The following is a 24,263-nucleotide window of genomic DNA, read 5'->3' as shown; positions in this document are numbered from 1 at the left end:
TATAAGGGATGAACCACAGTGCACGACAATTGATTTAGCCAATCGCTGCGCTAGACGAATCAACGACGCTTGCGCGAACCCAGTTGAATCCAGGTCGGCGCATGGTCACTGGCATGCGGTTCGTTGCGCACCCAGGCATCGACACCCGCTTCTACCAGATAAGGACTCAAGGCCGGATTGAGCAGCAGATGGTCGATGCGCAACCCGGAATTTTTTTGCCAGTGCTGGCGAAAATAATCCCAGAAGGTGTAGAGCCGATCATCCGGATAAAGATGTCGCAGGGAATCGGTCCAGCCTTGATCCAACAGTCGCTGATAACACTCGCGGCTCTGCGGTTGCAGCAACGCATCCTTGAGCCAGGAGCGCGGGTTGTAGATGTCCAGGTCTGTCGGGACCACGTTGTAGTCGCCGGCCAGCACCACCGGGTGCTCGCTGCTCTGCAGTGCCTGGGCGTAGCGGATCAGTCGCTCGAACCACGCCAGTTTGTAATCGAACTTCGGACCCGGCTGCGGGTTGCCATTGGGCAGGTACAGGCACCCCACCAGAACCCCATGCACGGCAGCCTCGAGATAGCGGCTGTGATTGTCGCTGTCATCACCCGGCAGCCCTCGTCGACTTTCCAGCGGCTGCGCATCCCGCGCCAGAATCGCCACCCCGTTCCAGGACGCCTGCCCCTGCCAGATCGCACCGTAGCCAATGGCCACAAGCTCGGCGGCAGGAAATGCGCTGTCCACCGACTTCAGTTCCTGCAGACAGGCGATGTCCGGTTTCTCGCGCTCGAGCCAGGCCAGCACGTTTGGCAACCGTGCGCGCATGCCGTTGACGTTGAACGTCGCGATTCGCAGTTTTTTCATGACCCACGCTCCATCTGCCTGGCTGTCCTGGCTGTCCTGGCTGTGACCTCGCAGACTTGCCGATGGTAAGACACCGTCGGCTGCCTGCTGCCGGCTAGCTAAATCTGTTTGACTGCCGGTGGGTTCCATTTACCGTTCAAGGCTTCGGCCTTGGGGCCATACAAACGCATCGTCAGGTTGAATGGCCCTTTGGGTGCAGGTAGCCAATTGGCTTCAAGGTCTTTGCCGGGGCTTTCGTTCTGGAAGTAAATATCCAGCGAGCCGTCGGCGTTGTTCTTGAACGGCATCCAGCTGCTGACCGCAAAGCGATTGAGCGCATTGCCAACCTGGAACCCTTCCGGGTCGTACAGCGTGATCGACCAAAATGCATTCACCGGCGGCGTATTACCCTTGTCAAAATGCAGCACATACTGGTTCGTGCCGTCGAGCGGCTTGCCGGCCGCATCCCCCATGTTCAATGGATAAATCGCATCCTCGGGCAAGTTGGCGCCGAGCCCGACCTGGGCGACGATCGCGCGTTTAAGGTAGTAGTTGCCATAGACGCCCATGGTGTCGGTATTCATCGACCAACCGTTGACGACGCGCGCCAGGGTTTCCACCTTCCACTTCATCAGGCTCTGCGCTTGTGCGGGCACGGTGTCGAGCGCGGCTTTGACTTCAGGTGCCAGTGCGCCCATGTCGAACGACTTGCCGGGCTCGATACCAATGCGCTTGATCTGCGCCAGTATCGGCTGATCTGTGCTGTGGGCCGGATGCACTTTGAGCAATTCGGCGGCGTAGGCGAAGTAGTCAGCCGCCGACAGTGAGTCGACCTGAATCTTCGGCGGGGTTTTCATGTCGACCGACGAATCGATGTTTACGCTGACCGGCTCGGCTTCTTTGCCCAGTCGCGACAACGGCGTCACGGTGTAGCCGGCCTGGATCTTGTGCACGGCCGCATAGTCCGCCGCGCCGTCGGTTTTGGTCCGGCCGATGACCCAGACAAAAGGCGTCGGCGCCGGCAGATGATTCAGCCCGGCCGGCACCGTGCCGGTCCAGCCCGGTGGCGTCACCAGAAATTGCGCGGCTTCGGTTCCCGTGGTGCGCCAGCCCGGTGAGGCGAAAACGTCGCTCCACATGTCGAGCATCGGCAGCAAATAGAAGCGCCCGGCGGTGTCCGGCGCGGCGATGACCAGCGGTTCTTTGGTCAAGTCGAGCCAGGCGATGGAATACAAGGTGTCGAAATTGGAGCGCACCACCCCTTTGAAATCTGCTGGCGGATACTGCGGCACACTCACGAACATGTTCATCGGGCCTTTGCCGAACGCCTTGCCCGGCTCGATGTTGGTGAACTGCTTGCGGGTGATGTCCATGGTCAACAACGGGTAGAAATAAATGTAGGCCTCAACGCCAATGGCGTGCGCTTCCTCGGGTGTGATTTTCGATTGCGCCTGACTGGCCAGTGGAAACATGGCTGCGGTGGCAATGGTCATGGCAACGGCTGTCAATGCTTGAGTTATCAACATGATGGCGATCGTCCGTGCGTTGGGGAGATCTGCCGGATCTGGCAGAGCTATCGGAACTCTAGACGATCAAACGAACAAGACCTGACAGACGGACCGCCGGTTGGCCGAGGTGTTGCTTTCGTGAAACAGAGGCGAGTTCCGACTTAGCGGTCAGAACGCATCAGCGTCTCGACACTTCCCTCCATCGACAACACCGCCGAGCGATTTCGCCCCGCGTGCTTGGCCTGATACAGCGCCGCGTCGGCCCGCTGGATAAACACCTCCATGCTGTCCCGCCCCGTCGGCACGAACGAGTAACAACCGAGGCTGACCGTCACATACCCGGTGGGTGAACCGGTATGGCTGATGTTCTTGTCCATGACACTGCGGCGTATTTGTTCGGCAATGGTCATGGCGCCGTGAATGTCGGTGTCGGGCAGCAACACCGCAAACTCTTCACCGCCGTAACGCACGGCCAGGTCAGCTTTGCGATGGCAGCAACCTTTTACCGCCCGGGCCACCTGCGCCAGGCAGTGGTCCCCCACCACATGTCCATAGGTGTCGTTGTAGCGCTTGAAGTAATCGATATCGAGCATGATCAGACTCAGCGCGCTGCTCTGTCGCGCACCGCGCCCGAACTCGACATCCAGCGCTCGCTCGAACAACCGGCGGTTGGCCAGACCGGTCAGGCTGTCGTGCGTCGCGATCAACTCCAGCGCTTCCTGGGCCTTGCGCAGATCCGCCTCGACCTGTTCGCCGACGCGCACCTGCCGCAGAAATACCCATCCGAACAGCGTCACGCCCAGCATCACCAACGCAACGATGAGGCCGGAGCGAAACGCGGTGTCGTACCACCCGGCGAGGATCGAGTCCCTCGACGAGGCCGCCGACACCACCAGCGGATAAGCCTCCAACTGCCGGTACCCGAACAAGCGGACAACGCCATCCACCACCGAGGTAAACATTGCGTTGCCCGAAGACGCTTGCGGCAGGAGTGTCTGAAAGATTTCATTCCGGGCCAAAGAAGTGCCGATCTGCGACTCCACAAAGGGCCGCCGCGCCAACAAGGTTCCATCGGTCAACGCCATGAACATCGAGCCGTTGTCATCGAGGCTGAAGCTTTTGAAGAACTGGTCGAAATACGACATCTTGATCCCGGCCAACAACACGCCATGGAACTGGCCGTTCTTGTCGTTGATCCGCTTGGAAATCGGGATAATCCACTCGCCATTTTCCCGGCTGCGAATCGCCGCACCGATGTGCGCCACGGACGTCACGTTTTGCTGATGGAATTTGAAGTATTCGCGATCCGCCACGCCAGGCCCGCGAGGGAGACGGTCAAAGGACGTGACAATCCACTGGCCCTTTTGGTCGAACAGCAAGATGCCGTGCAATTCTTCCAGCGCTTGCACGCGTCGGGCGAAAGTTTTCTGCAAGCGTGGCCTGAGCGCCGGACCGAAACCGTCCACTTGAATCCAGTCCACCAGACTGGTCAGCACCAGGTCGGCCTTCATGAACGTGTCTTCGGCCTGCTGCGCCATGGCCCGCGTCAGGTTCGACGACGCCACCTGGGCCTGGTTAAGGTCGTGGCGCCGGGATTGTTCCAGCTGCAGGTAAAGCAAACCGCACAGGCACAGGCACACTGTGGCGACAAATAGCACAGCCGCTTTGCGCAGCGGTACGCGTTTGTAGGCGACGCCGGGAGTGGGATACCGGTCAAGGAAGCGTGTGGGCAAAAAAGCTCGTCCTTTAAGGGCAATGCATGGGCACCTGCCCAAAAGCCCTTATTTTTTGTACGCCCAGTCTACGGGGTTATCAGAGATAAATGGAGACCACTTGCCAAGTGGTTCCGTTGCTCCGCGCCCGACAACCCGAATGACCGCGCATCAGCCCGCACACTGCAATCGCCGCATCGCACTGTGCAAATGCGCCCGCGCACTCTCGGCATCGCCCAGGCGCATTTGCTCGTAGGCCCGCTGGGCGATTTCATGGGGCACCGGTTTGAGTTCCCGCTGGGTGGCCATCGCCATCAATTGCACCTGTGCTGCGCGCTCCAGGTAATACAAATCGTCCCAGGCTTCGGCAATGGTCGGCCCGGCGACTATCACCCCGTGGTTTTTCAGGAACAGAATGTCGGCGTTGCCCATGACGCGGGCAATCCGGTCGCCTTCGGATTCATCAAGGGCCAGGCCGTTGTAATGCTCGTCCACCGCCGTTCGGCCATAAAACTTCAGGGCCGTCTGGCCCAGCCATAACAGCGGCGGGCCCTGCAGCAGGCACAACGCCGTGGCATGGGGCATGTGCGTGTGGAACGCCACTTTCACCCGGGGCAGGTGCTTGTGCAGCCGCGCGTGGATATAGAACGCCGTCGCTTCCGGCTGGCCCTCGCCGTCGATCACATGGCCGTGAAAGTCGCAGACCAGCAGTTTGTCGGCGCTGACTTCTGCGAACGCGTAGCCATACGGGTTCACAAAAAACAGATCATCGCGCCCCGGCACCATGGCCGAAAAATGGTTGCAGATGCCCTCCTCCAAACCGTGGCGCGCCGCCAGTTGAAAGCACGCCGCCAACTCGGTGCGAGCGGTGATGACAGCCTCTGAGTCCAGATTGAGATCAGCGTAAAACGCCCCCCGGGAACGGCCTGCAAGCGTGTGTGCCATGTCGACGACTCCGTGTGTTACCAGCCAAGGGATTTAAACAAGGGCACGACCTGATCCAGCGTGTTCAATATCGCATCGGGTCGATAATCCGGCAGCAATTGCCGGCCGGTGCCACGGTCGATCCACACGCAGCGGAAATGCATGTCCCGGGCGGCGGTGTGATCCAGCATCGGGCTGGCGCAGATGTGCACCACCTGCTCGCGAGTGACACCAAGCTGTTGGTGAGCGTAGTCAAACAAGCGCGGATCGGGTTTGTAGGCGCCGGCCTGCTGGGCGGTGATGACCCGGTCGATATGCCCGCCAAGTTGCGCGACGTTGCCGGCAATGATCTCGTCGTCGGTGTTGGAAACGATGCACAGCTTGAAGCCCATTGCCTTGAGCTGCGCCAGTGTCGCAATGACTTCGCGGAACGGCGGCATCCGCGGGATGGCCGAGGCCAGTCGCTGACTGTCCTGTGGGTCGCTCGTCAGCCCAAGCTCTTCCAGGGCCAGTTGCAAGCCTTGGGTACTCAATTCGCGGAACGGACGATACGGCGGGATTTGCTCCAGTCGATGCTCGTGGCGGTCATAGACCTGGATCAGGCGGTCGACATCCACGGCATGCTCGCCTTTGTCGCGCAGAATATCGGCCACCACGGCTTTCAAGCCTTCATCCCACTGAATCAGCGTGCCGTAGCAATCGAAAGTCAGCCATTCGGGGCGTGGAGTGTTTTGCAGTGTCATGGAAGCATCCTCTGAACGGTGATCTTCAGCTTATGAGCACCACGTGATAGTGTGAAATTAAATTAATAGACGCTTGTTAGTTGTGATTCAAATATCAAGGGAATCGCCATGCTCGATCTCGAACTGCTCAAAACCTTCGTTTGCGTAGTGGATGAAGGCAGCTTCACCCGCGCCGCCGAGCGTGTGCATCGAACGCAATCGACGGTGAGTCAACAGCTGCGCAAACTCGAAGAAATGGTGGGGCATGCACTGTTATTGCGCGATCGCACTGGGCAAAACATCAGCGTCACCGAGCATGGCGAAATGCTGATTCACTATGCCCGGCGTTTGCTCGCGCTGTCGTCGCAAGCCGTCGAAGCACTGGCCAGCGACGTTGATCTGGAAATCCTGCGCATCGGTGTACCGGAGGATTTCGACGCCCGGCGCATGGCAACGATTCTGGCAGGGTTCAAGCGGGAGAAACCCCAGGCACGTCTGGAAACGGTCAGCGGCATGAGCACCGATCTTAAACAGCAACTCGCCAGCGGCGGCATCGATATTGCGCTGGTCAAACGCGAGCCCGGCAGCGGCCCCTGCTGGGACGCCTGGCCGGAAACACTGGTGTGGGTCAAAGGTGCGGGTATTGATTCCACCGACGGCGTATTACCGCTGGCGCTGTTTCCGCAGGGCTGCCTTTATCGTCAGCGCGCCATCCGATTGCTGGATGTCGCGCAACGGCCCTGGCGAATCGCCTTCGGCAGTCATAGCCTGACGGGCATCCAAGCCGCCGTGGCTTGCGGGCTGGGTATTTCGGTGTTGCCCGCCTCGGCGGTATTGCCTGAACACAGCGTCTGCACCGACCTGCCGGCACTGCCACCGACGGAACTGGCGCTGATCAGCCGCGATGGAGCGCTGAGCGGATTACAGCAGGCCTTGATCGAGTTCTTGCGAGGAGCGCTATCGCCCCCATAAGCCCGACTCTCCCACGGCAGCGGTCAAATCAGTGCATCGAGCTGGTCCATCGTCACCCGGGGCACGAGCTCCACTGGAATCCTCGACGTCTGCGACAGGTTGTAGACCTGAAAGTCTTCATTCACGACGTACTTCGACAGAATCTCCAACGACGGCAGAATTCTCGTATAAAAATGCTGATCGAGCCGGCAAGGTGATGTAACGGCGCCAGGCTTTTCGTAGAAACGACTGACCGTTTCATTCAAGTCGACGCCCACCAGAAACACCTTGGTAAACCCCAGGTGATAGGCAAGCTGTAACGCCAGATAGGCCACCGTGCGAGCGTCAAAAAAACCGCGTTTGAGATTCTTGCTGAAACCCAGGCTGCGAGTGCGTCCGGTGCCCAACTTGCGACTTCTGACCAACTCCTGATCCGTGCGGAACAAATCACTCCAGGACTGTTTGGGTGCACGGCCGAGCAAATACAGCTCGCCTTGGGGCCCGGCCTGTTTGCCCCAAAGATGATCTTCCCCGAGTGCGACTCGCTCACTGATACGCATGGCCTGGGAAAACAAGTCGGGTTGCTCCCGGGGAAAACCCAGGTCGGTACACACATAAAAAAACGGTTTGACACCTGTTCCAACGAACTTCGAGATCGCGCCGTTCATAGTGATCATGGGAACGTCAGCATATTTTTCCACTGGAAAGTCTTTGGCGGACGCCCCCGAAGCCACAATAAACACTGCCCCTTTCTGAATGTTGCGGCACTCATCGAGGTCATGCACATGAAGTGGACCCGCGCTGAGTGACGATTTTTTTTGCACAACATCCATCTTGAATTTCCTATCCCATTTAGCCCGGTCACCTATGACCTACTTGCATTGTGATAGTTTTAAACACATGAGCCAACCGCCTTGCGCTGCCAGTTCGCAAATTTGCGACGGAGCACAAGGGCCGGCCTAGAGCGTTTGGCCGTTATTAAACGGATTAACCACCGCTGCGTTCCCGGGCGATCAGTTGCTTTGCCCCGACACAACCATAGACGTTGCCGCCTGCTGCAAGTCCAGTGCGGGCAACTCCGTCGGCATGTTCAACCGGCGTAACACCGGGGAATCATAGCCGTAGACGTCGGGCTTGAACGTCACCCGTCCATCGTTGCTCATATCGACCGTCCAGTAAGCCAACAACACCGGCACCTTGACCGGCAGCTTGATGTTTTCGGTCTTGCCGTTGGCCAATTGCTTTTTTATGCCTTCACTGTTCCAGTGCACCGGATCGTTGAACAACAGTTCGACCAACTGCAACGGATTCTCCACCCGAATACAGCCGGAACTGGTGGCGCGCATGGACTTGGCGAACAACTCACGGTGCGGCGTGTCGTGCAGATAAATGGCGTAATCGTTGGGGAAGCGAATGACCACCTGGCCCAGGGAGTTTTCCGGACCGGCATCCTGGCGCAACGTGATACCGCGAGCGTTGTACCAGTCGATACCCGCCGGATCGAGCACATTGCCTTCCCGGTCAAGGGCCCGGATCCGGTTGGCGGCCAGATAGCCCGGATTCTGTTGAATCTTGGGCAGCATGTCCTTGACCAGAATCGTTGGTGGCACCGTCCACGTCGGGTTGAACGTGATATAGGTGATTTCGGACTGGAACACCGGCGTGCTGCGAAACGGCTTGCCGACCTGCACCCGGGAGCGCCAGATCGGTTGGCCATCGCGATACAGCGCAACCTTGTATCCGGCGATATCAACGATGACGAACGTCCCCTGAAGTTTGTACAGCAACCACCGCGCCCGCTCCATGTTCACCCGGACCTGATCGATCCGCGCCTCCACCGGCACGTTCAACGCCGTCAGGGTCGCCGCCCCCGCTACGCCATCCGCGCTCAAATACTGCTCAGCCTGATACTTCTTCACCGCCGCGATGACTTTCTCGTCGTAATCCGTGCGCTTGCCCGTTTGCGCTTCCAGGTAGCCGCCGGCCGCCAGACGGGCACGCAATTGCGCCACTGCCACGCCGTCCATGCCGGGCTTGAGCGATTGCCCTTGCGTCACGGTTGGCCAGCCGCCGGCATCCCTGACCTGGCGCAACTGCGCCAAGGCCACACGCATGCTGCGATAAACCGCCTCCTGCGGTGGCGCCTGAGCAAATGCGCGGGCCACGTCGTGATCGTCCAGGGCAGCAAAGAAGCTGTTGACGTCCTGACGGGGATCAACCCCGACCGGATCGAAATTCCAGTGAAAATCCAGGCGTGCCGGATCGACTTTGCCACGCCGCAATTGCAGCAGCGCGGTGATGAAAGTGCGAGTAGCCGCCAGATCAAAAGCCGCCGCCTGCGCCGGAGTCGGTGCAATAGCATGCAGCGCCAGCTGCGCCTGGGCCAATTCCTCCACCCGGAAATCCGTCGGCACCAGGCCATCGATTTCTGTTTCGTTCAGGCTTTTGAGCAACTGCGCAACGTCCCGCCCGTCCGTCCAGGCGGCACGAAAATTACGATGGGAATAGAAATCCATCACCACCCGGCCGACATCCACCCGTTGATGCTTGCGCGAAGTGAGCAACGGCGGGAACGAAGATTGCAGGGGTTCCAGCACCGCCTGGATTGCTTGACCGACGACATCATCCGGTGCAGCGGCCACCTGACTGTTTGGCGGGGTTACCAGCATGATCGGCGAAGTTTCCGCCAACGCAGTGCCGCTGATCAGAAAGACCATAAAAAATACACGGCTTATGACGAATAACCTTGTTAATTGACCCATGGATAATCCTTAATCTCCCGCAATCAAAGGGCTAGCGTCCAACTCGCTGCTAGACTCGAAATATTCCTGATGAGACATTTTTATGGCGCTACATCGCTTTGGCTTTCTGTACACAGCTCTGCTGTTGACGTCGGCTTCCCTTTCAACAGCCTACGCCGATTCGCTTGAAGTCGCGCTGGCCAAAGCTGCTCCAAATGCCAATGCCAAGGTTATTGCCCTGGCAGTCCGTGCCACCCAATGCACCCGCGTCCAAGGCGCAGCCCCGGCACAGAGACTAGCAGTGATCGATTACTCCCTGCCTTCGACCGAACAGCGCCTGTGGGTGTTCGATCTGAAAAAGCGCAAATTGCTGTTCCAGGAGCTCGTCGCCCATGGCCGCAACAGCGGCGAAAACATGGCCACCCAGTTCTCCAATCAGAACGAAAGCTTCGCCACCAGCCTGGGCCTGTTCCGGACCCAGCAAAGCTATCGCGGCCAGAACGGCTATTCATTGCGCATGGAAGGCCTGGAACCGGGCTTCAACGATAACGCCTTCGACCGCGCAATCGTCATTCATGGCGCGCCGTACGTCAGTCCCGTGCTGGCAAAGGCCAACGGCCGGATCGGCAGAAGCCTCGGTTGCCCGGCCGTCCGGCCGGCAATTGCCCATCGGCTGATCGATTCGATGAAAGACGGGCAACTGCTGTTCTCCTACTACCCGGACCAGCGCTGGCTGAAGTCGTCGTCCTACATTAACTGCAGCGGCGGCACCGTGGCTTCGTCCGACAAACCTACCAAGCGCCAGTAAACATCATCCACCTGACAAAACTGTAATCTTCGCCTCAGCCTGTTGAAAGGCACCGTTCGTTAGTCTCGTCGACAAGTTCACCAGGCTGACGGACGGGATAATCGGCATGCACTCCAACACTTCACGACGCACCTTCGTCAAAGGTCTGGCCGCAGGCGGACTGCTGAGCGGTTTCGGATTATGGCGCCCGTCCGTCTGGGCGATCACCAGCCCCGGCGAACCGCAAGTGCTGGCCGGCAGCGATTTCGAGCTGTTCATCGGTGAAACCCCTGTCAACTTCACCGGCAATCCGCGCACCGCGATGACTATCAATGGAAGCCTTCCCGGCCCTCTCCTGCGCTGGCGCGAAGGCGATACGGTCACCGTGCGGGTGAAGAACGCACTCAAGGACAGCACCTCCATTCACTGGCATGGCATTTTGTTGCCGGCCAACATGGACGGCGTGCCAGGGCTGAGTTTCAAGGGCATAGACCCCGGCGGGCTGTATGTCTACCAATTCAAAGTCCGACAAAACGGCACCTACTGGTATCACAGCCATTCGGGGCTGCAGGAACAATCCGGCGTCTACGGCCCGCTGGTGATTGACGCCAGGGAACCGGAGCCTTTCCAGTACGACCGCGATTACGTGGTGATGCTGACCGACTGGACCGACGAAGACCCGGCCAGCCTGATGAAGACGCTGAAAAAGCAATCCGATTACTACAACTACCACAAGCGCACCGTGGGCGATTTCATCGACGACGTCAGCGCCAACGGTTGGGGCGCGACCGTTGCCGATCGCAAGATGTGGGCTGAAATGAAGATGAATCCCACCGATCTGGCCGACGTCAGCGGCGCCACCTACACCTACTTGATGAACGGACAGGCGCCGGACGCCAATTGGACCGGTGTGTTCCGTCCCGGCGAAAAACTGCGGCTGCGCTTCATCAACGGCTCGGCCATGAGCTACTTCGACGTGCGCATTCCAGGCCTGAAAATGACCGTTGTCGCAGCCGATGGCCTGCACGTCAAACCCGTGAGCGTCGACGAATTTCGCATTGCCGTGGCGGAGACCTTCGACGTGATTGTCGAGCCGATTGACACCGCCTACACCGTGTTCGCTCAATCGATGGACCGTACCGGCTACGCCCGCGGCAGCCTTGCGATGAAGCCTGGACTGTCCGCGCCCGTGCCACCGCTGGACCCGCGCCCGTTGGTCAGCATGGAGGACATGGGCATGGGCGGGATGGATCACGGCGACATGGCTGGCATGGACCACAGCAACATGGCCATGCCCGGGATGCAGTCTCATCCCGACTCGGAAAACAACAACCCGCTGGTGGACATGCAAGCCATGTCCACCTCGCCCAAACTCGACGACCCTGGCCTGGGCCTGCGCAACAATGGACGCCGGGTTCTGACCTACTCCGACCTGCGCAGTACCTTCGACGACCCGGACGGCCGCGATCCCGGGCGCACGATCGAGTTGCATCTGACCGGGCATATGGAGAAGTTCTCCTGGTCGTTCAACGGCGTGAAGTTCTCCGATGCCGAGCCCCTGCGCCTCAAGTATGGCGAGCGCATTCGTGTGGTGCTGGTCAACGACACCATGATGACGCACCCCATCCACCTGCACGGAATGTGGAGTGACCTCGAAGACCAGAACGGCGCCTTCATGGTGCGCAAACACACCATTGACATGCCACCGGGCACCCGCCGCAGCTACCGGGTAACCGCCGATGCGCTCGGGCGCTGGGCCTATCACTGCCATCTCCTGTTTCACATGGAAATGGGCATGTTCCGTGAAGTTCGCGTGGAAGAATGAGGCGCCAACCATGATCAGACTCACCCCCATTGCCATGGCCATCATCACCGCTGGCCTGCCGTTCTCCACGGTAAAAGCCGCCTCAAGCGACATGCAGGGCATGGATCACAGCCAGATGACCTCAATGGATCATGGCGAGCTGCAAACCATGGACGAAGGCCAGATGCAGCCTGCTGCCCCGACCGAAAGTCGTACGCCCATCCCGGCACTGACCGATGCCGACCGTGCTGCCGTCTTCCGCAGCCATAGCGGTCATGCCGTACATGACACCGCGCTCAACTCGCTCTTCCTTGCCGACAAACTCGAATGGCAAGACGCCGACGACGGCAGCACCCTGGCTTGGGATCTGTCCGGCTGGGTCGGTGGCGACATCGATCGTCTTTGGCTGCGTTCCGAAGGCGAACGCACCAACGGCAAGACCGAAGATGCTGAAATCCAGGCGCTTTGGGGCCATGCGATCAGTCCATGGTGGGACGTGGTCACCGGCATCCGCCAGGACTTCAAACCCGGTGCCCCGCAAACCTGGGCCGCGCTGGGCGTGCAAGGCATGGCGTTGTACAACTTCGAAGCCGAGGCGACGGCATTCATCGGTGAAGGCGGTCAGAGCGCCGTGCGACTGGAGGGCGACTACGACATCCTGCTGACCAACCGTCTCATCCTGCAACCGACCGCGGAGATTAACTTCTACGGCGAGAACGACCCGCAACGAGGGATTGGCTCCGGCCTCTCCAATAGCGAAGCGGGCCTGCGCCTGCGTTATGAAATTCGCCGCGAATTTGCGCCCTACATTGGCGTGACCTGGAACCGCACCTACGGCAAAACCGCCGATTACGCCACGACCGAAGGCGAGGATCGCAGCGAGGCGCGGCTGGTTCTCGGCGTGCGCCTGTGGTTCTGAACCCATATACCCACAATGATAACGAGCCGCATCGAGCGGCAAGAGGCCATGCATGCACATCATCAAAAACACCGCTGTCACTGCCTTGCTTTCAGCCGGGCTGCTACTGGGCACCTTAGTTCAAGCCCATCCGAAGTTGCTGTCCTCCAGCCCTGCCGACGGTGCCATGGGTGCGGCGCCCGAGACCATCGAACTGCACTTTTCCGAAAACCTGGTCACGCAGTTTTCCGGAGCAAAACTGGTCATGACCGAAATGTCCGGCATGGCGCATTCGCCCATGCCGATGAAAGCCAGAGTCAGCGGTGGCAGCGACCCGAAAACCATGCTCATCAAACCGCTGGCACCGCTACCCGCTGGCACCTATAAGGTCGAGTGGCGCGCCGTGTCCTCGGACACCCACCCGATCACCGGCAATGTTTCATTCAAAGTGAAGTGATTGATGAGCGACTCGGCCAACATCGTTCTGCGCTTTTTGTTGTACGTGGATTTGATGCTGCTGTTTGGCATTGCGCTGTTCGGGTTGTACAGCCTTAAGGGGCAGGAACGGATTTCGGGGGGCGTGCTGCCATTTCGGTCGCTACTGGTGGGCGCGGCCATTGTCGGGGGGGCGCTATCCGTCATTGGCATGCTGCTGATGGTCAGCGCCATGAGCGGGGAATCCGACCTTGGCGAACTGCGCCCGCACATGGAAATGATGGTGTTTGAAATGGACGCCGGGATGGCCTGGATGATTCGGGTCACGATGTTGTCAGTCGTCGCTTTGGCGATGTCATGCAACACGCGCGCATCCGCCCCTGGCTTGTGGTTAGCGACTATCGCTGGCGCTATCGCCCTCGCCTCCCTGGCCTGGAACGGACATGGTGCCATGGATGAAGGTGTCTGGCATTTCACCGCAGACATCCTGCACTTGCTGGCCGCGGGTGCCTGGCTGGGCGCATTGGTCGCGTTTTTCTGGATGTCACGCAACAGCCTGCAATCGGAAAAGCACATCCGCCTCCTGGCCCGTGCCGTCACCCGGTTTGAGTCCGTGGGTGCGCTGATTGTGGTTGTCATCACCGTCACCGGCGTTGTGAACTACCTATACATCGCCGGACCAAACATCGACGCAGTGCTGCCAGGCACCTACGACGTTTTGCTGTTGATCAAAGTCGCATTGTTCGCCGGCATGCTGGTATTGGCCGCGCTGAACCGCCTCCATTGGGGACCGTTGCTCCAGCAATCATTACGAGAGGGGCAGTATCGCGTAGCGGCGAACACGCTTCGCCGCAGCGTGAGGGTGGAGCTCGTCGCAGGCGTGTTGATTGTGGGTTTGGTGGCGTGGCTGGGAACGTTGAGCCCGCAAGTGGACGAGTTGTGACGTCATGGCTTGTTAAATCTTGATACATGTCCGAAACTGCGGTCGCGCCGACAGCATGCCGGCCGCATGCAAGACGCGTTGATAAGCGCACCGAACGACAACTCGGTCGATGCCTCGACCGAGCAAAACCCTCAAAAAAGGACAGACAATGAGCAGCACGGATGAATTGCAAACCTACAACGTCAGCCCGAAATGGCAAGAACGTTTCGCTTTCTTTGATCAACACGGCGCGCCAAAAAGCCCTGAATTCAAATCGGCTTTCAAGCAGTTGCCAGCGCGCAAGCGGATTCTGATCAACCTGAACTTCATCGCGTTTTTCTTCGGGCCGATCTATCTGTTCGTGCTTGGACTGTGGAAAAAGAACCTGGCGATCATCGCGATCATCATCGCCATCTCCTTCGTCCTGACACTGGTATTCAGTCTGCTGGGTTACGACGAAGGACCCAAAGCCGTAAACACCGGCCTGAACGTCGTCTTTGCACTGATGTACGGATTGAGCGCCAACTACGCCTACTACCTGAAACAGGTCAAAGGCTCACAAGGCTGGAATCCTTTCGAAGGTTTGAGGATCGTCTGAGCCTCATCCGCAGCGCACGACGGTGGAACTCATTCCACCGTCGCGCACCGATCAATCGTCCTGCAACAACCCCGAACTGTACTCACCGAAGCTATTGCCCAACGCACTGCCGTGGAAACTCAGCTGACTGGAGTTACGGGTCGGTCCCGGGCCGAAACCGTTAGCCGACGGCGAGTCATCCGCATACCGGTAATCGGTACTCACACCGGAACAGGCGCTCAACAGCACAGCCCCCGCGATCAACGAGACTTTGATGAGGTTTGCGATCATTTTGCGGGTTCCCGTGGGGCTGAATGCAGTTTAAAGAGTGTCGGGATTGATCCTATGCCGGAGTTAGATCAGGCAGGATGAAACCTGACTCGGCGACAGCGTCGGTTCAGGAAGTGTTGAAAACATCGCTTTGAGGCACGTCCGCGCCCAAAAGCCCAATCCTTATAAACTCCATCTGGATTCATTCGGCTTTGCGAAAAAAAGGTCTGGGACGGCTCGTCTATAGCGATGTAGATAAGCCGCTCTGTGTCAGTTACGGCCACCTCCACGGGCTAGAGACAATCGGTATTATAATGCCGGTTTTACACGAACCACCCAAGGTAACCGGAATTATATTGCTGAAAATGAGCGATTAGCCCACAATAATCGGCATCATAATTCCGATTCGGTTGCGCGCATCATGCCAGGGCACATCACTATCCAGACATACGTTGAAGGCCAATGGCGCGATGCCATGGTGCTATATACGTCGGACCCTCAGAAGATTGAGGCGTCGCGCTGCAGTGTGTCTTACGATCCGAACTACTTGGTCGAATTCATCGATAGGTTAGAGACAAGGTTCGAACCAGCCATCAGCGTTAATCTTCCACTGAACTGGAGCTCTGTTGATAGCAAGGGGTTCCCCCCGTTTGTATACGACATCATGCCGGCTGGCGCCGCGCGCAAGTCACTAATGAAACGTTTCTCTGGCGAAAAACCCGATCAGATAGACTTGGATTTTTTCCTTCTAGGCCGCTGCACGCCCTCGCCTATTGGGCACCTGCGTGTGAAGGAGTCTTTTGAGCATATTGATCAGGCACGCAAGGAGGCCTTCCCACGCAAAGAGGTGGTAGACAGAACAAATGACTTCCTTGAGTACGCCTATGAATCAGGCGCTGCTCTAGGCGGCGCTACAGGTGCCCAAGGAGAGGCTCCAAAGCTGATCATGGCTGAGGGAATGGACGGAGCCCTGTACGCTGATGCCATGCTTCCTGACGAGCTTGCTTGCCGCCATTGGCTAGTGAAATTTGCTCGCAACCAAGCGACCGAACGCGATAAGAATATCCTGCGGGCCGAGTACCATTACTACAAAGCTGTCTCGCAGCTTGGTTTGAACACGATATCTACGGACGGGCTTGTACTTGAAGAAGCCGATAAGCCGAGCTTATGGATGCCACGCTTTGATCGGCGAGTTAACAACGGTGAAGTAGAAAGAATACCGGTCGAGTCGATTTATTCGGTGTGTGGAAATACGACGCCTGGTTCGAAGATGAATCATGAGGACGTAATCCACAGCCTGATCAGTCTATGGATTACGAATGGGCAGAAGGGAGAGCTTGAAGAGTTAGTTTTCGAATATCTGCGGCGCGATCTGCTTAATCGTATCGTCGGTAACTCGGACAACCATGGCCGTAATATGGCTATTTTCAGATATCGGGGCAGATTTGAACTGGCACCGATCTACGATCTCGCTCCTATGGTGCTTGACCCCGAAGGTATCACTCGAGTAACCAAGTGGGAGTCTGAGCACAAGGGAAGTCCGGACTGGAGAACGATCTGCGGTTTATTTTCGAGTTTAGTTAGCACTGATGCGCTCTTTGAGCGTTTGCTCGGAGCAGCAGAGGCGTTCCGAGCTTTGCCGGATCTGCTGGTAGACCTTCCAGCAGAAGTGAGGAAAGCCCACTCTGTCCCTCTGAACAAATTGGATATGCACTTGGCTGATTGGGGTCTTCGATGAATACGATCACACCAGAGCTTCGCAAGAAGCTGATTGAAGACATCATGCAGCAGCATGATATGGGAAATGAAACCTTGGGAACCTCTATTCGCCGACTACGACTTGAGGTGACCGGTTTCGACCAGGACACCTTTGCTACTATGTGTCACATGTCGACCAAGGCCTTGTATATGATCGAGAATGACAAGGGAAATCCGACTATCTCTACCGTCGAAGCCATCCTAAGGAAGTTTGGGCTGCGCCTAGGATTGACGATGAGAACCACAACCACTTACACACCGCCGTTAGGGCAGCACAAACTTGTATCTCAATCTCCTGCTCGCGGCTCTAGTCCTAAACGGACGTATGCGGGTCAGCTAAGTAGAGTTACTACTCGCAAAGCTACTGCGCAGACCAAGATCAAGGATGGCGATAAGGATCCAACCAAATGAGAGGATGCTCTGTTTCGAAACTGAAAAGTTAAGTAGACAAAGGGGACAAAGATTTATTTCTCAAGCCAAAAATGAATCTGCCCCCGTATCACCAATACAGTAATCGGCTGACCTGCTCACTCGGATGCTGGATCAGCCTCACACACTGCCTGGTGGATCGAGATTATCCAGTGCGCGATTCACCAACAATTCTCCAACTACTGCCAACTGCTGGATCGACAGAGCAAGACTGCGCGGTGAACCTTCAAGTTTGCAAGTCAGATCGGTGGTCAAGGCGTTTAGCGACGCGAGAGTTTCGCAGGCATGACAAAGCAAGGTTTCAGTGTCGACGTTGGGAACTATCGTAAGAACGTGACAGATAGGGTCGGCGTGGCTCGGATTGCGTAGGCGTTTTCTGACAACGCGATGACTGGCTTCGGAGAGCTGACCAAAATTGACAGCTTCGCAAGCGGTTGAGGACTCAGGAGGATCAGGCGTGATCTTTTTCATGGTTTGCGTTCCTAGAATTAATTAAAGGAACTGCCAGCATCACTTCCACATGATGGGTTGCAGCTGTGCGCAGGTGTGGAAGACCGGGGATCTAGGAACCCGGCGCACTCAAGAGTGCCCCGCGCACAGCCGCCATAATTTAACAGCAGACATGAAAAAAACGCCTGCTTAAATTCAGGTGGCGCCTTGTGCGCCTAGATCTCGTGAAGGGCTTCCACACCCTTGTCGCTGATTTTGCAGCGACGGCGTAAGGTTAGCGGGGCTTACAAGCGACGAGCAATATGGGTAAAGCGGACGCGACTTGAGAGAAATCTCCTACATTTTCGTGATGCTATAAACGGCAGATCTGCAGCTTGTCAGCCGCTCTCAGACACGTCCGCGCCCCACAACCCCAATCCTGATAAACTCCCCCACCTCCCAGCCCCACCGATTCCAGATTCCTCATGCCCGTAAACAACGCTACACCCGCCCCGCTGTCCCGCCGGTTTTCGGTTGCGCCGATGATGGATTGGACTGACCGCCATTGCCGTTTTTTCCTGCGCCTGTTGTCGAAAAACGCCCTGCTCTATACCGAAATGGTCACCACCGGCGCCCTGCTCAACGGTGATCACGAGCGTTTTCTGCGGCATGACGAAGCCGAGCATCCGCTCGCGTTGCAGTTGGGTGGTAGTGTTCCGCTGGATTTGGCGGCGTGTGCGCGGATGGCGCAGGAGCATGGTTACGACGAGGTGAATCTGAATGTCGGCTGCCCGAGTGATCGGGTGCAGAACAATATGATCGGCGCGTGCCTGATGGGACATCCGCAGTTGGTGGCCGATTGTGTGAAGGCGATGCGCGATGCGGTGTCGATTCCGGTGACGGTCAAACATCGTATCGGCATCAATGGTCGCGACAGTTACGAAGAGCTGTGCGACTTCGTCGGTACGGTGCGGGATGCCGGGTGCACCAGTTTTACCGTGCATGCGCGGATTGCGATTCTGGAAGGGTTGTCGCCGAAGGAGAACCGTGACATTCCGCCGTTGCGTTATGACGTCGCGGCGCGGCTGAAGGCGGATTTTCCGGAGCTGGAGATTATTCTCAACGGCGGGATCAAGACGCTGGAGGCCTGCCATGAACATTTGCAGACGTTTGACGGTGTGATGCTGGGCCGCGAGGCGTATCACAACCCTTATGTGATGGCTGAAGTGGATCAGCAGTTGTTCGGCAGCACGGCGCCAGTGATCACCCGTGCCGAAGCGCTGGCACAGTTGCGGCCTTACATCGCTGCGCACATCGATGCGGGCGGCTCGATGCACCACATCACCCGCCACGTATTGGGCCTGGGCACCGGGTTTCCCGGCGCGCGCAAGTTTCGCCAGTTGTTGTCGGTGGATATTCACAAGGCCAAGGAGCCCTTGGCACTGCTGGATCAAGCCGCTGAATTGCTTGAAGGGCGTTAAACCCCGTCAATCAAGCCAGGCGGTTTGAACCGCCTGGCGCTGCTGTCAGCCCGCCACTGCAGCCGCCGTCCAATTCACCCAGCCAAATAGCCAGGTCGCCAGGATCAGTAATCCGAAGGCAATCCGGTACCACGCGAAAGCGGCGTAACTGTGGTTCGCAATGAACTTGAGCAGGCCGCGCACAGCGATCATCGCGAAAAAGAATGCAGTGACGAAGCCCAGGGCGAAAACCGGCAGGTCGCTGTTCTGGAACAGGTCGCGGTACTTGTAGCCCGAGTACACCGCGGCGCCGACCATGGTGGGCATCGCCAGAAAGAACGAGTACTCGGTGGCGGCCTTGCGCGACAGGCCAAACAGCAAACCACCGATGATGGTCGACCCGGAACGGGAAGTACCCGGCACCATTGCCAGGCATTGTGCGAACCCCACCTTCAGCGCATCTGACCAACGCATATCGTCAACATGCTCGATGTGCACCACATGATCCCGCTGCTCTGCCCACAACATGACAATGCCACCTATGACCAACGCGACAGCCACGGTAATCGGGTTGAACAGGAATTCGTGAATCTTGTCGGCGAATAACACCCCCAGCACAACGGCTGGCAGAAAACCGATCAGCAGGTTGAGGGTGAAACGTTGAGCATTGCGCTGGGTCGGCAAGCCTTTGACGATGTCGAAGATCTTCGGACGAAACTCCCATACGACAGCAAGAATGGCACCCAACTGAATAATAATATTGAACGCCATGGCGCGTTCACCGCCAAACTCTAATAAGTCTGCAACAATAATCTGATGCCCCGTACTGGAGATGGGCAAAAACTCAGTAAGGCCTTCTACCGCACCTAGAATCAACACCTTTATAAGGGTCAAGAAATCCATTAATCCTCCGTCAGAGTGCCCGTATGAGCGCCCCGTTAACTATCTTCAGGTATTGAGCAACTGACCCTTGGGCAACTGGCAAATTGACACCCATTGCCCGACCCAGCGACGGAGAATATGTCTTATCAAACAATACACTCAAGCCATGTTAAGAATCGTCCGACTGGCCACTTCAGCAGTAGTAATTTTCTAATTAGGCGAGATTACGAGCTCACTCATTAAAACGTGATCAAGCTCACACTATTTGTATTTTTACGCGAATGGCCTAAATTTTCACGAATTGTGGCACGCAGGCTACAAACAGTGGCAAAAGGACATGAAAAAGAAATCGCCATAGACTCAAAATAGTGGCACAATTCCACAATGCCACCATCTAACGAGCTATTTTCACTAGTTCAGTGCGCCGAGAAAATCAACTAAAAGCTTGAAAAGCTTAATTATTGTTAGAAAACTCGGGAGCCACGTCTAAAATTCGCTTAAATGTTACCAATTGTCAGTCACAGACGAGAACCGGTGCTTTAACATCCCGATGTCAGCACCTATTCGAGTCAATGCATGATGCTTACAGGGAACTTAGCGACTAGAAGCCTGCGCCAGACAAACGACGAACCCGGTGTTCTCACCCTGGGCCGGACGCGTGGCGTGGCTGAACATTTTAGAGCGCTAGTCGCAAGGCACGTGGGAACCGATATAGCACTTGATGTCAGTTCGTACACTCTTTCATATAAGAAGAACGAGCACCTCGGTTCGTATCGAGCCATCTTCATCATCATCGATAGCCCGCAGGCCCTCGAGGAGAGCCTTGCGGTAGTCGAAAACCTGCGTAATGCCCATTTAAAGCCCATCATATGTGCGGTCATTACCGGCCGTGGTACCCCCAACAAGATGAAATACTATCTGGCAGGGGCCGACTTTTGTCTCAAGTTCAACGCCTTATCTGATGAAGGCTCAGAGCTACTTGCCGATTTCTTCAACAGTGAAGAATGGCAAAGAGATATCAATCTGATATTGGACCCTACTCGTATCTGCCTAATGGGCAGCCGCAAAAAACTGGATATTTCATTTGCCGAGATGAAGATCCTGGAAGCATTTGCGCAAACCAGTAATCACATACTAAGTCACGATGAAATCGCCGCTATCATGGGGCTCAACACCAATTTCTACGACCCCAGAGCACTGGAAAAATCCATCAGTCGCTTGCGCGGAAAAATCAAAGACGTGTACGGTACAAACGCCATCCAGAGCATTCGAGGCTACGGATACCGCCTGATGAGAGGGCTGATATCGACTGCCTGAGCCAGCCATTCAAAGGCTTTTTGATATCATCTAAGGAAATGTTTTTTAAACTATACGAAGATATCGGTTTCCTTGTTTGATTTGTCTCTTATACTTCATGCCAATTTATCGACTCCATGACCGTGGCAACACTGAACCATAACAATAAGAAGTCACTCTATAGCAGATCGTGTGGAACCCATCGAGGGCCAATTTTGGGCCCAAACCCTGCCTTTCGATTACTTCCGAGGGAGTCTTTACTCCCCTGCCGATCATTTTTTTGCCAAATTTGGTGCGTACTTCAGGAGAGAGACATGGAAATTAGTACCCCCCTCCCAAGGAAATATTTCGTCGTCGTAACCCACAGCACAACGTCGCAACGTGAACTAGAGACCATTCTGTCCAGCGAGCGATTCAACTCATTTGGGACCTCCCAGGCACAAATGTTTGTTGAAGGAGTTGCCTCGCCCTCTTCCGCCCCCGTGCTGATGGAGTTCTCTTACCCAAGCGTGACAAGGAAAAAAGTTGCGCAGAGTATCGAACACGATACGCAGAAAATATTGGCCACCCTTGAGTCCGAATGGTTGGCAGCACAATCAGAAAATCCTTTCCACAGTAAGCCGGCCATCATGGCTGACGCCAGTGGCGCCGCCCAAACAATCGAGGGTAATGCTCCTTGCAGCGAAGTCTGGCAACTTGATAATGATCAAGGTGCACTGGTTAAAGAGGATGTCGAGATAAGCCTGACCGGACTGGAAACTGCACTGGTCAAGAAAATGCTTCATCATGAAGAACGCGTCGTCAGTCGGGATGAGCTGATCCTGAGTATCGGCCGGGAGCCGGAACAATACCGCGGCCTGGAAATGTGCCTGAGTCGTCTTCAAGACAAATTCAAAAGTGCCAGCAAGGGTGAACGCCTGTTTCGCGCGGTAAGAAACCGCGGCTACTGCCTGATCCAGGAAGTGGTGTGCTGAGCGCCTGACCCAATCAAACAACAGTGCAACAACAATAAAAATAGCACTCTGTTTGTTTTACCTTTCCTCTAACACCCTCCTGCCTCCACCCCTCCTACAATACCCAATACAACACCATTTATTCACCCCCTGCTCGTCGACCAATTCTAACGCCCGCTTATTTATATTTTCTTGCTAGTTGCACTTTGCCATCTTGTTAGAACTCGTCAGACAGCATCCCTATCAATAACTTAGTCTATTGACTGACGACAGTTCCGCATACCGGCGTTGTTACCTCAGGACACTCGCTCTAACAACAACAATAAGTCTACTTAACAACTCGGATTTCAACTGTCGAAACCTGAATGGACGTTTTCTGGGGATAGCGTATGGACCTTACTCTTCGTATCAATCGAAACACCGGCCTCAAGGGACTTACATTCTGGGGCCAATGGGCGCTGGCACAGGGCTTTGTTGTTTCATTGTTGTTCATACTGGCGGAGCGACACACAGGATCGGTCGAGTTCTACTACCGGATGTGCGCAACGCTGGCCGTACTTGCCTCGGTTCCGGCTTACACGTTCAGTGGCGTATATCGAAAAAGAGACAACTACCTGACGGGGCTGGGACGTCTGTTCATGGGCTGGTCCATGACCATGGCTGCACTGGCTTGTATTGCGTTTATCTGCAAGGCCGATGAGCTGTTTTCACGGCAGGTGATTCTTGGCTGGGCGGTATACGGCTTCCTGGGTCAGGCACTGTTGTATGCGCCGCTGCATGCTTTTTCGAAGTTCTACCAGCGTTCGCGCAAAAGCGAGCATAAAACCCTGATCGTCGGCACCGGCGAGCTGGCCCTGGGGCTGGCAAACAAGCTGAGCGATCTTGAAAACCTGCCACTGGTAGGCCTGGTCAGCAATGGCGACGTTCCCTCGCTGGAGCCGGGCGCACCGAGCATTGTCGGCGCTCAGGAAGATCTGCTCGAGCTGATCAAGACCCATGACATCCGTCGCCTGTACATCACCCTGCCCTTGTCGGAAGCGGCAAAAATCGAAGCCATGTATGTCGATTTGCTCGGTGCCAACGTTGACGTGGTGTGGGTGCCGGACTTGAACAGCCTGACGCTGCTCAATCACTCGGTGAAAGTCGTGGACGGCCTGCCGGCGATCTACTTGAATGAAAGCCCGCTGACCAGCCGCCCGACCGCTGCGCTGAGCAAAAGCCTGGTAGAAAAAAGCGTGGCACTGCTGGCCATTATCCTGTTGAGCCCGGTACTGCTGGTCATTGCACTGGCGGTGAAACTCAACTCGCCGGGCCCGGTGTTCTTCAAGCAGGATCGTCATGGCTGGAACGGCAAGGTGATTCAGGTCTGGAAGTTCCGTTCGATGCGTGTCCACGATGATAAAGAGGTCAAGCAGGCGAGCCGCAACGATTCACGTATCACCGCCGTCGGCCGCTTCATCCGCCGCACTTCGCTGGATGAACTGCCGCAATTGTTCAACGTGCTGCAAGGCCATATGGCACTGGTTGGCCCACGGCCACACGCGGTTGCGCATAACAACTACTACTCCGGGAAAATTCTCGCGTACATGGCGCGCCACCGAATCAAACCGGGCATCACCGGCCTGGCACAGATCAACGGCTGCCGTGGCGAGACCGACACCATCGACAAGATGCAGAAGCGTGTAGAGATTGACCTCAAGTACATCAACAACTGGTCGTTGTGGCTGGACTTGAAGATTCTGGTGAAGACGCCCTTTACGCTGCTGTCGAAGGACATTTACTGAGGGTTTAGCGTTGCACGACGCAACACCGCAAGGGGACGCAAGTCCCCTTTTTTGTGGCTGGGATTTGGGGTTGGTAGTTGCCCTCGCGATAGCGGTGGGTCAGCTGGCATCCATGTTTGGTGGGCCGACGCCATCGCTAGCAAGCTTGCTCCTACAGAAGATTTGGGTGAGGCTCCAGGGCTATGTCA

At 56.6% G+C, this 24,263-nt stretch carries 23 protein-coding genes; 13 read left to right on the top strand and 10 right to left on the bottom strand.

All coding sequences use genetic code 11. The features are described from left to right. Positions 1–59: 59 nt before the first annotated feature. The 5 genes from M5G20_RS00985 to M5G20_RS00965 form a co-directional block, all read right to left on the bottom strand. Positions 60–854 carry an exodeoxyribonuclease III gene (locus tag M5G20_RS00985; RefSeq protein WP_273917504.1) on the bottom strand — a complete coding sequence of 265 codons (795 nt, stop codon included), beginning with the start codon at positions 852–854 and terminating at the stop codon, positions 60–62. 98 nt (positions 855–952) lie between these two features. Beyond that, positions 953–2,359 (bottom strand): DUF1254 domain-containing protein, encoded by a 1,407-nt coding sequence (locus tag M5G20_RS00980; protein WP_273917503.1) that lies wholly within the window; start codon positions 2,357–2,359, stop codon positions 953–955. Between the two features lie 143 nt (positions 2,360–2,502). After that, the gene (locus M5G20_RS00975; protein ID WP_273917502.1) at positions 2,503–4,074 is read right to left on the bottom strand and encodes a sensor domain-containing diguanylate cyclase; all 1,572 of its coding nucleotides are present in this window, start codon (positions 4,072–4,074) and stop codon (positions 2,503–2,505) included. A 150-nt stretch (positions 4,075–4,224) separates the two neighbouring features. Then, on the bottom strand, positions 4,225–4,998 hold the full coding sequence (locus M5G20_RS00970; protein ID WP_273917501.1) for an aldolase: 774 nt from the start codon (positions 4,996–4,998) through the stop codon (positions 4,225–4,227). A gap of 17 nt (positions 4,999–5,015) precedes the next feature. Continuing rightward, positions 5,016–5,720 carry a haloacid dehalogenase type II gene (locus M5G20_RS00965; protein WP_273917500.1) on the bottom strand — a complete coding sequence of 235 codons (705 nt, stop codon included), beginning with the start codon at positions 5,718–5,720 and terminating at the stop codon, positions 5,016–5,018. A 108-nt stretch (positions 5,721–5,828) separates the two neighbouring features. Between M5G20_RS00965 and M5G20_RS00960 the strand changes: the two genes are divergently transcribed. Further along, a complete protein-coding gene (locus M5G20_RS00960) occupies positions 5,829–6,671 on the top strand; it encodes a LysR family transcriptional regulator (RefSeq protein ID WP_273917499.1) in 843 nt (280 codons plus the stop codon). A 23-nt stretch (positions 6,672–6,694) separates the two neighbouring features. Here M5G20_RS00960 and M5G20_RS00955 read toward each other — a convergent pair whose 3' ends face one another. Further along, positions 6,695–7,483, bottom strand: a complete 789-nt coding sequence (locus M5G20_RS00955) for a lipopolysaccharide biosynthesis protein (RefSeq protein WP_273917498.1) — start codon at positions 7,481–7,483, stop codon at positions 6,695–6,697. 180 nt (positions 7,484–7,663) lie between these two features. Further along, the gene (locus M5G20_RS00950) at positions 7,664–9,412 is read right to left on the bottom strand and encodes a L,D-transpeptidase family protein (protein WP_273917497.1); all 1,749 of its coding nucleotides are present in this window, start codon (positions 9,410–9,412) and stop codon (positions 7,664–7,666) included. An 82-nt stretch (positions 9,413–9,494) separates the two neighbouring features. On the opposite strand from M5G20_RS00950, the gene M5G20_RS00945 reads away from it, so the two are divergent. From M5G20_RS00945 to M5G20_RS00920, 6 genes are all read left to right on the top strand, one after another. Then, positions 9,495–10,199 carry a murein L,D-transpeptidase catalytic domain family protein gene (locus M5G20_RS00945; RefSeq protein WP_150733337.1) on the top strand — a complete coding sequence of 235 codons (705 nt, stop codon included), beginning with the start codon at positions 9,495–9,497 and terminating at the stop codon, positions 10,197–10,199. Between the two features lie 106 nt (positions 10,200–10,305). Next, complete coding sequence (locus M5G20_RS00940; RefSeq protein ID WP_273917496.1) at positions 10,306–12,003, top strand: copper resistance system multicopper oxidase; 1,698 nt, start codon at positions 10,306–10,308, stop codon at positions 12,001–12,003. A 10-nt stretch (positions 12,004–12,013) separates the two neighbouring features. Beyond that, positions 12,014–12,901: a copper resistance protein B gene (locus M5G20_RS00935; RefSeq protein WP_273917495.1), complete on the top strand. Its 888-nt coding sequence runs from the start codon at positions 12,014–12,016 to the stop codon at positions 12,899–12,901. 52 nt (positions 12,902–12,953) lie between these two features. After that, the gene (copC, locus tag M5G20_RS00930; protein ID WP_273917494.1) at positions 12,954–13,337 is read left to right on the top strand and encodes a copper homeostasis periplasmic binding protein CopC; all 384 of its coding nucleotides are present in this window, start codon (positions 12,954–12,956) and stop codon (positions 13,335–13,337) included. A 3-nt stretch (positions 13,338–13,340) separates the two neighbouring features. Beyond that, positions 13,341–14,258, top strand: a complete 918-nt coding sequence (copD, locus tag M5G20_RS00925) for a copper homeostasis membrane protein CopD (RefSeq protein WP_273917493.1) — start codon at positions 13,341–13,343, stop codon at positions 14,256–14,258. Positions 14,259–14,406: 148 nt separating this feature from the next. Continuing rightward, positions 14,407–14,835, top strand: a complete 429-nt coding sequence (locus M5G20_RS00920) for a DUF2628 domain-containing protein (RefSeq protein ID WP_273917492.1) — start codon at positions 14,407–14,409, stop codon at positions 14,833–14,835. Between the two features lie 51 nt (positions 14,836–14,886). Here M5G20_RS00920 and M5G20_RS00915 read toward each other — a convergent pair whose 3' ends face one another. Further along, positions 14,887–15,105, bottom strand: a complete 219-nt coding sequence (locus tag M5G20_RS00915; RefSeq protein WP_273917491.1) for a hypothetical protein — start codon at positions 15,103–15,105, stop codon at positions 14,887–14,889. Between the two features lie 400 nt (positions 15,106–15,505). Between M5G20_RS00915 and M5G20_RS00910 the strand changes: the two genes are divergently transcribed. Then, positions 15,506–16,822, top strand: coding sequence for a type II toxin-antitoxin system HipA family toxin (locus M5G20_RS00910; protein WP_273917490.1), 1,317 nt, complete (start codon positions 15,506–15,508; stop codon positions 16,820–16,822). Beyond that, the gene (locus M5G20_RS00905) at positions 16,819–17,253 is read left to right on the top strand and encodes a helix-turn-helix transcriptional regulator (RefSeq protein WP_273917489.1); all 435 of its coding nucleotides are present in this window, start codon (positions 16,819–16,821) and stop codon (positions 17,251–17,253) included. Before M5G20_RS00910 ends, M5G20_RS00905 begins: the two co-directional genes overlap by 4 nt. Positions 17,254–17,391: 138 nt before the next feature. Here M5G20_RS00905 and M5G20_RS00900 read toward each other — a convergent pair whose 3' ends face one another. Further along, a complete protein-coding gene (locus M5G20_RS00900; RefSeq protein ID WP_273917488.1) occupies positions 17,392–17,742 on the bottom strand; it encodes a DUF6124 family protein in 351 nt (116 codons plus the stop codon). 443 nt (positions 17,743–18,185) lie between these two features. Here M5G20_RS00900 and dusA point away from each other — a divergent pair, with 443 nt between their 5' ends. Next, positions 18,186–19,181, top strand: a complete 996-nt coding sequence (dusA, locus tag M5G20_RS00895; RefSeq protein ID WP_273917487.1) for a tRNA dihydrouridine(20/20a) synthase DusA — start codon at positions 18,186–18,188, stop codon at positions 19,179–19,181. A 45-nt stretch (positions 19,182–19,226) separates the two neighbouring features. Here dusA and M5G20_RS00890 read toward each other — a convergent pair whose 3' ends face one another. Further along, positions 19,227–20,063, bottom strand: coding sequence for an undecaprenyl-diphosphate phosphatase (locus tag M5G20_RS00890; RefSeq protein WP_273917486.1), 837 nt, complete (start codon positions 20,061–20,063; stop codon positions 19,227–19,229). 555 nt (positions 20,064–20,618) lie between these two features. Between M5G20_RS00890 and M5G20_RS00885 the strand changes: the two genes are divergently transcribed. The 3 genes from M5G20_RS00885 to M5G20_RS00875 all read left to right on the top strand — a co-directional run bounded on the left by M5G20_RS00885 (position 20,619) and on the right by M5G20_RS00875 (position 24,075). Further along, positions 20,619–21,359: a winged helix-turn-helix domain-containing protein gene (locus M5G20_RS00885; RefSeq protein WP_273917485.1), complete on the top strand. Its 741-nt coding sequence runs from the start codon at positions 20,619–20,621 to the stop codon at positions 21,357–21,359. A gap of 293 nt (positions 21,360–21,652) precedes the next feature. After that, positions 21,653–22,312, top strand: a complete 660-nt coding sequence (locus M5G20_RS00880; protein WP_273917484.1) for a winged helix-turn-helix domain-containing protein — start codon at positions 21,653–21,655, stop codon at positions 22,310–22,312. Positions 22,313–22,680: 368 nt separating this feature from the next. Beyond that, positions 22,681–24,075 (top strand): undecaprenyl-phosphate glucose phosphotransferase, encoded by a 1,395-nt coding sequence (locus M5G20_RS00875; protein ID WP_273917483.1) that lies wholly within the window; start codon positions 22,681–22,683, stop codon positions 24,073–24,075. The last annotated feature ends 188 nt before the right edge of the window (positions 24,076–24,263 follow it).

This window comes from Pseudomonas sp. TNT2022 ID1044, from assembly GCF_028656895.1.
Taxonomy (GTDB): domain Bacteria; phylum Pseudomonadota; class Gammaproteobacteria; order Pseudomonadales; family Pseudomonadaceae; genus Aquipseudomonas; species Aquipseudomonas reinekei.
This window is presented reverse-complemented; position numbering and strand designations above follow the sequence as displayed.

Excerpts from the sequence above, each read along its gene's own strand:
- copD (WP_273917493.1), top strand. The coding sequence starts at position 13,341 with ATGAGCGACTCGGCCAACATCGTTCTGCGCTTTTTGTTGTACGTGGAT.
- M5G20_RS00920 (WP_273917492.1), top strand. The coding sequence starts at position 14,407 with ATGAGCAGCACGGATGAATTGCAAACCTACAACGTCAGCCCGAAATGG.
- M5G20_RS00960 (WP_273917499.1), top strand. The coding sequence starts at position 5,829 with ATGCTCGATCTCGAACTGCTCAAAACCTTCGTTTGCGTAGTGGATGAA.
- M5G20_RS00900 (WP_273917488.1), bottom strand. The coding sequence starts at position 17,742 with ATGAAAAAGATCACGCCTGATCCTCCTGAGTCCTCAACCGCTTGCGAA.
- M5G20_RS00950 (WP_273917497.1), bottom strand. The coding sequence starts at position 9,412 with ATGGGTCAATTAACAAGGTTATTCGTCATAAGCCGTGTATTTTTTATG.
- M5G20_RS00945 (WP_150733337.1), top strand. The coding sequence starts at position 9,495 with ATGGCGCTACATCGCTTTGGCTTTCTGTACACAGCTCTGCTGTTGACG.
- M5G20_RS00970 (WP_273917501.1), bottom strand. The coding sequence starts at position 4,998 with ATGGCACACACGCTTGCAGGCCGTTCCCGGGGGGCGTTTTACGCTGAT.
- M5G20_RS00935 (WP_273917495.1), top strand. The coding sequence starts at position 12,014 with ATGATCAGACTCACCCCCATTGCCATGGCCATCATCACCGCTGGCCTG.
- M5G20_RS00910 (WP_273917490.1), top strand. The coding sequence starts at position 15,506 with ATGCCAGGGCACATCACTATCCAGACATACGTTGAAGGCCAATGGCGC.
- M5G20_RS00985 (WP_273917504.1), bottom strand. The coding sequence starts at position 854 with ATGAAAAAACTGCGAATCGCGACGTTCAACGTCAACGGCATGCGCGCA.
- M5G20_RS00955 (WP_273917498.1), bottom strand. The coding sequence starts at position 7,483 with ATGGATGTTGTGCAAAAAAAATCGTCACTCAGCGCGGGTCCACTTCAT.
- M5G20_RS00880 (WP_273917484.1), top strand. The coding sequence starts at position 21,653 with ATGGAAATTAGTACCCCCCTCCCAAGGAAATATTTCGTCGTCGTAACC.
- M5G20_RS00980 (WP_273917503.1), bottom strand. The coding sequence starts at position 2,359 with ATGTTGATAACTCAAGCATTGACAGCCGTTGCCATGACCATTGCCACC.
- M5G20_RS00915 (WP_273917491.1), bottom strand. The coding sequence starts at position 15,105 with ATGATCGCAAACCTCATCAAAGTCTCGTTGATCGCGGGGGCTGTGCTG.
- M5G20_RS00965 (WP_273917500.1), bottom strand. The coding sequence starts at position 5,720 with ATGACACTGCAAAACACTCCACGCCCCGAATGGCTGACTTTCGATTGC.
- M5G20_RS00890 (WP_273917486.1), bottom strand. The coding sequence starts at position 20,063 with ATGGATTTCTTGACCCTTATAAAGGTGTTGATTCTAGGTGCGGTAGAA.
- M5G20_RS00875 (WP_273917483.1), top strand. The coding sequence starts at position 22,681 with ATGGACCTTACTCTTCGTATCAATCGAAACACCGGCCTCAAGGGACTT.
- M5G20_RS00940 (WP_273917496.1), top strand. The coding sequence starts at position 10,306 with ATGCACTCCAACACTTCACGACGCACCTTCGTCAAAGGTCTGGCCGCA.
- copC (WP_273917494.1), top strand. The coding sequence starts at position 12,954 with ATGCACATCATCAAAAACACCGCTGTCACTGCCTTGCTTTCAGCCGGG.
- dusA (WP_273917487.1), top strand. The coding sequence starts at position 18,186 with ATGCCCGTAAACAACGCTACACCCGCCCCGCTGTCCCGCCGGTTTTCG.
- M5G20_RS00905 (WP_273917489.1), top strand. The coding sequence starts at position 16,819 with ATGAATACGATCACACCAGAGCTTCGCAAGAAGCTGATTGAAGACATC.
- M5G20_RS00885 (WP_273917485.1), top strand. The coding sequence starts at position 20,619 with ATGATGCTTACAGGGAACTTAGCGACTAGAAGCCTGCGCCAGACAAAC.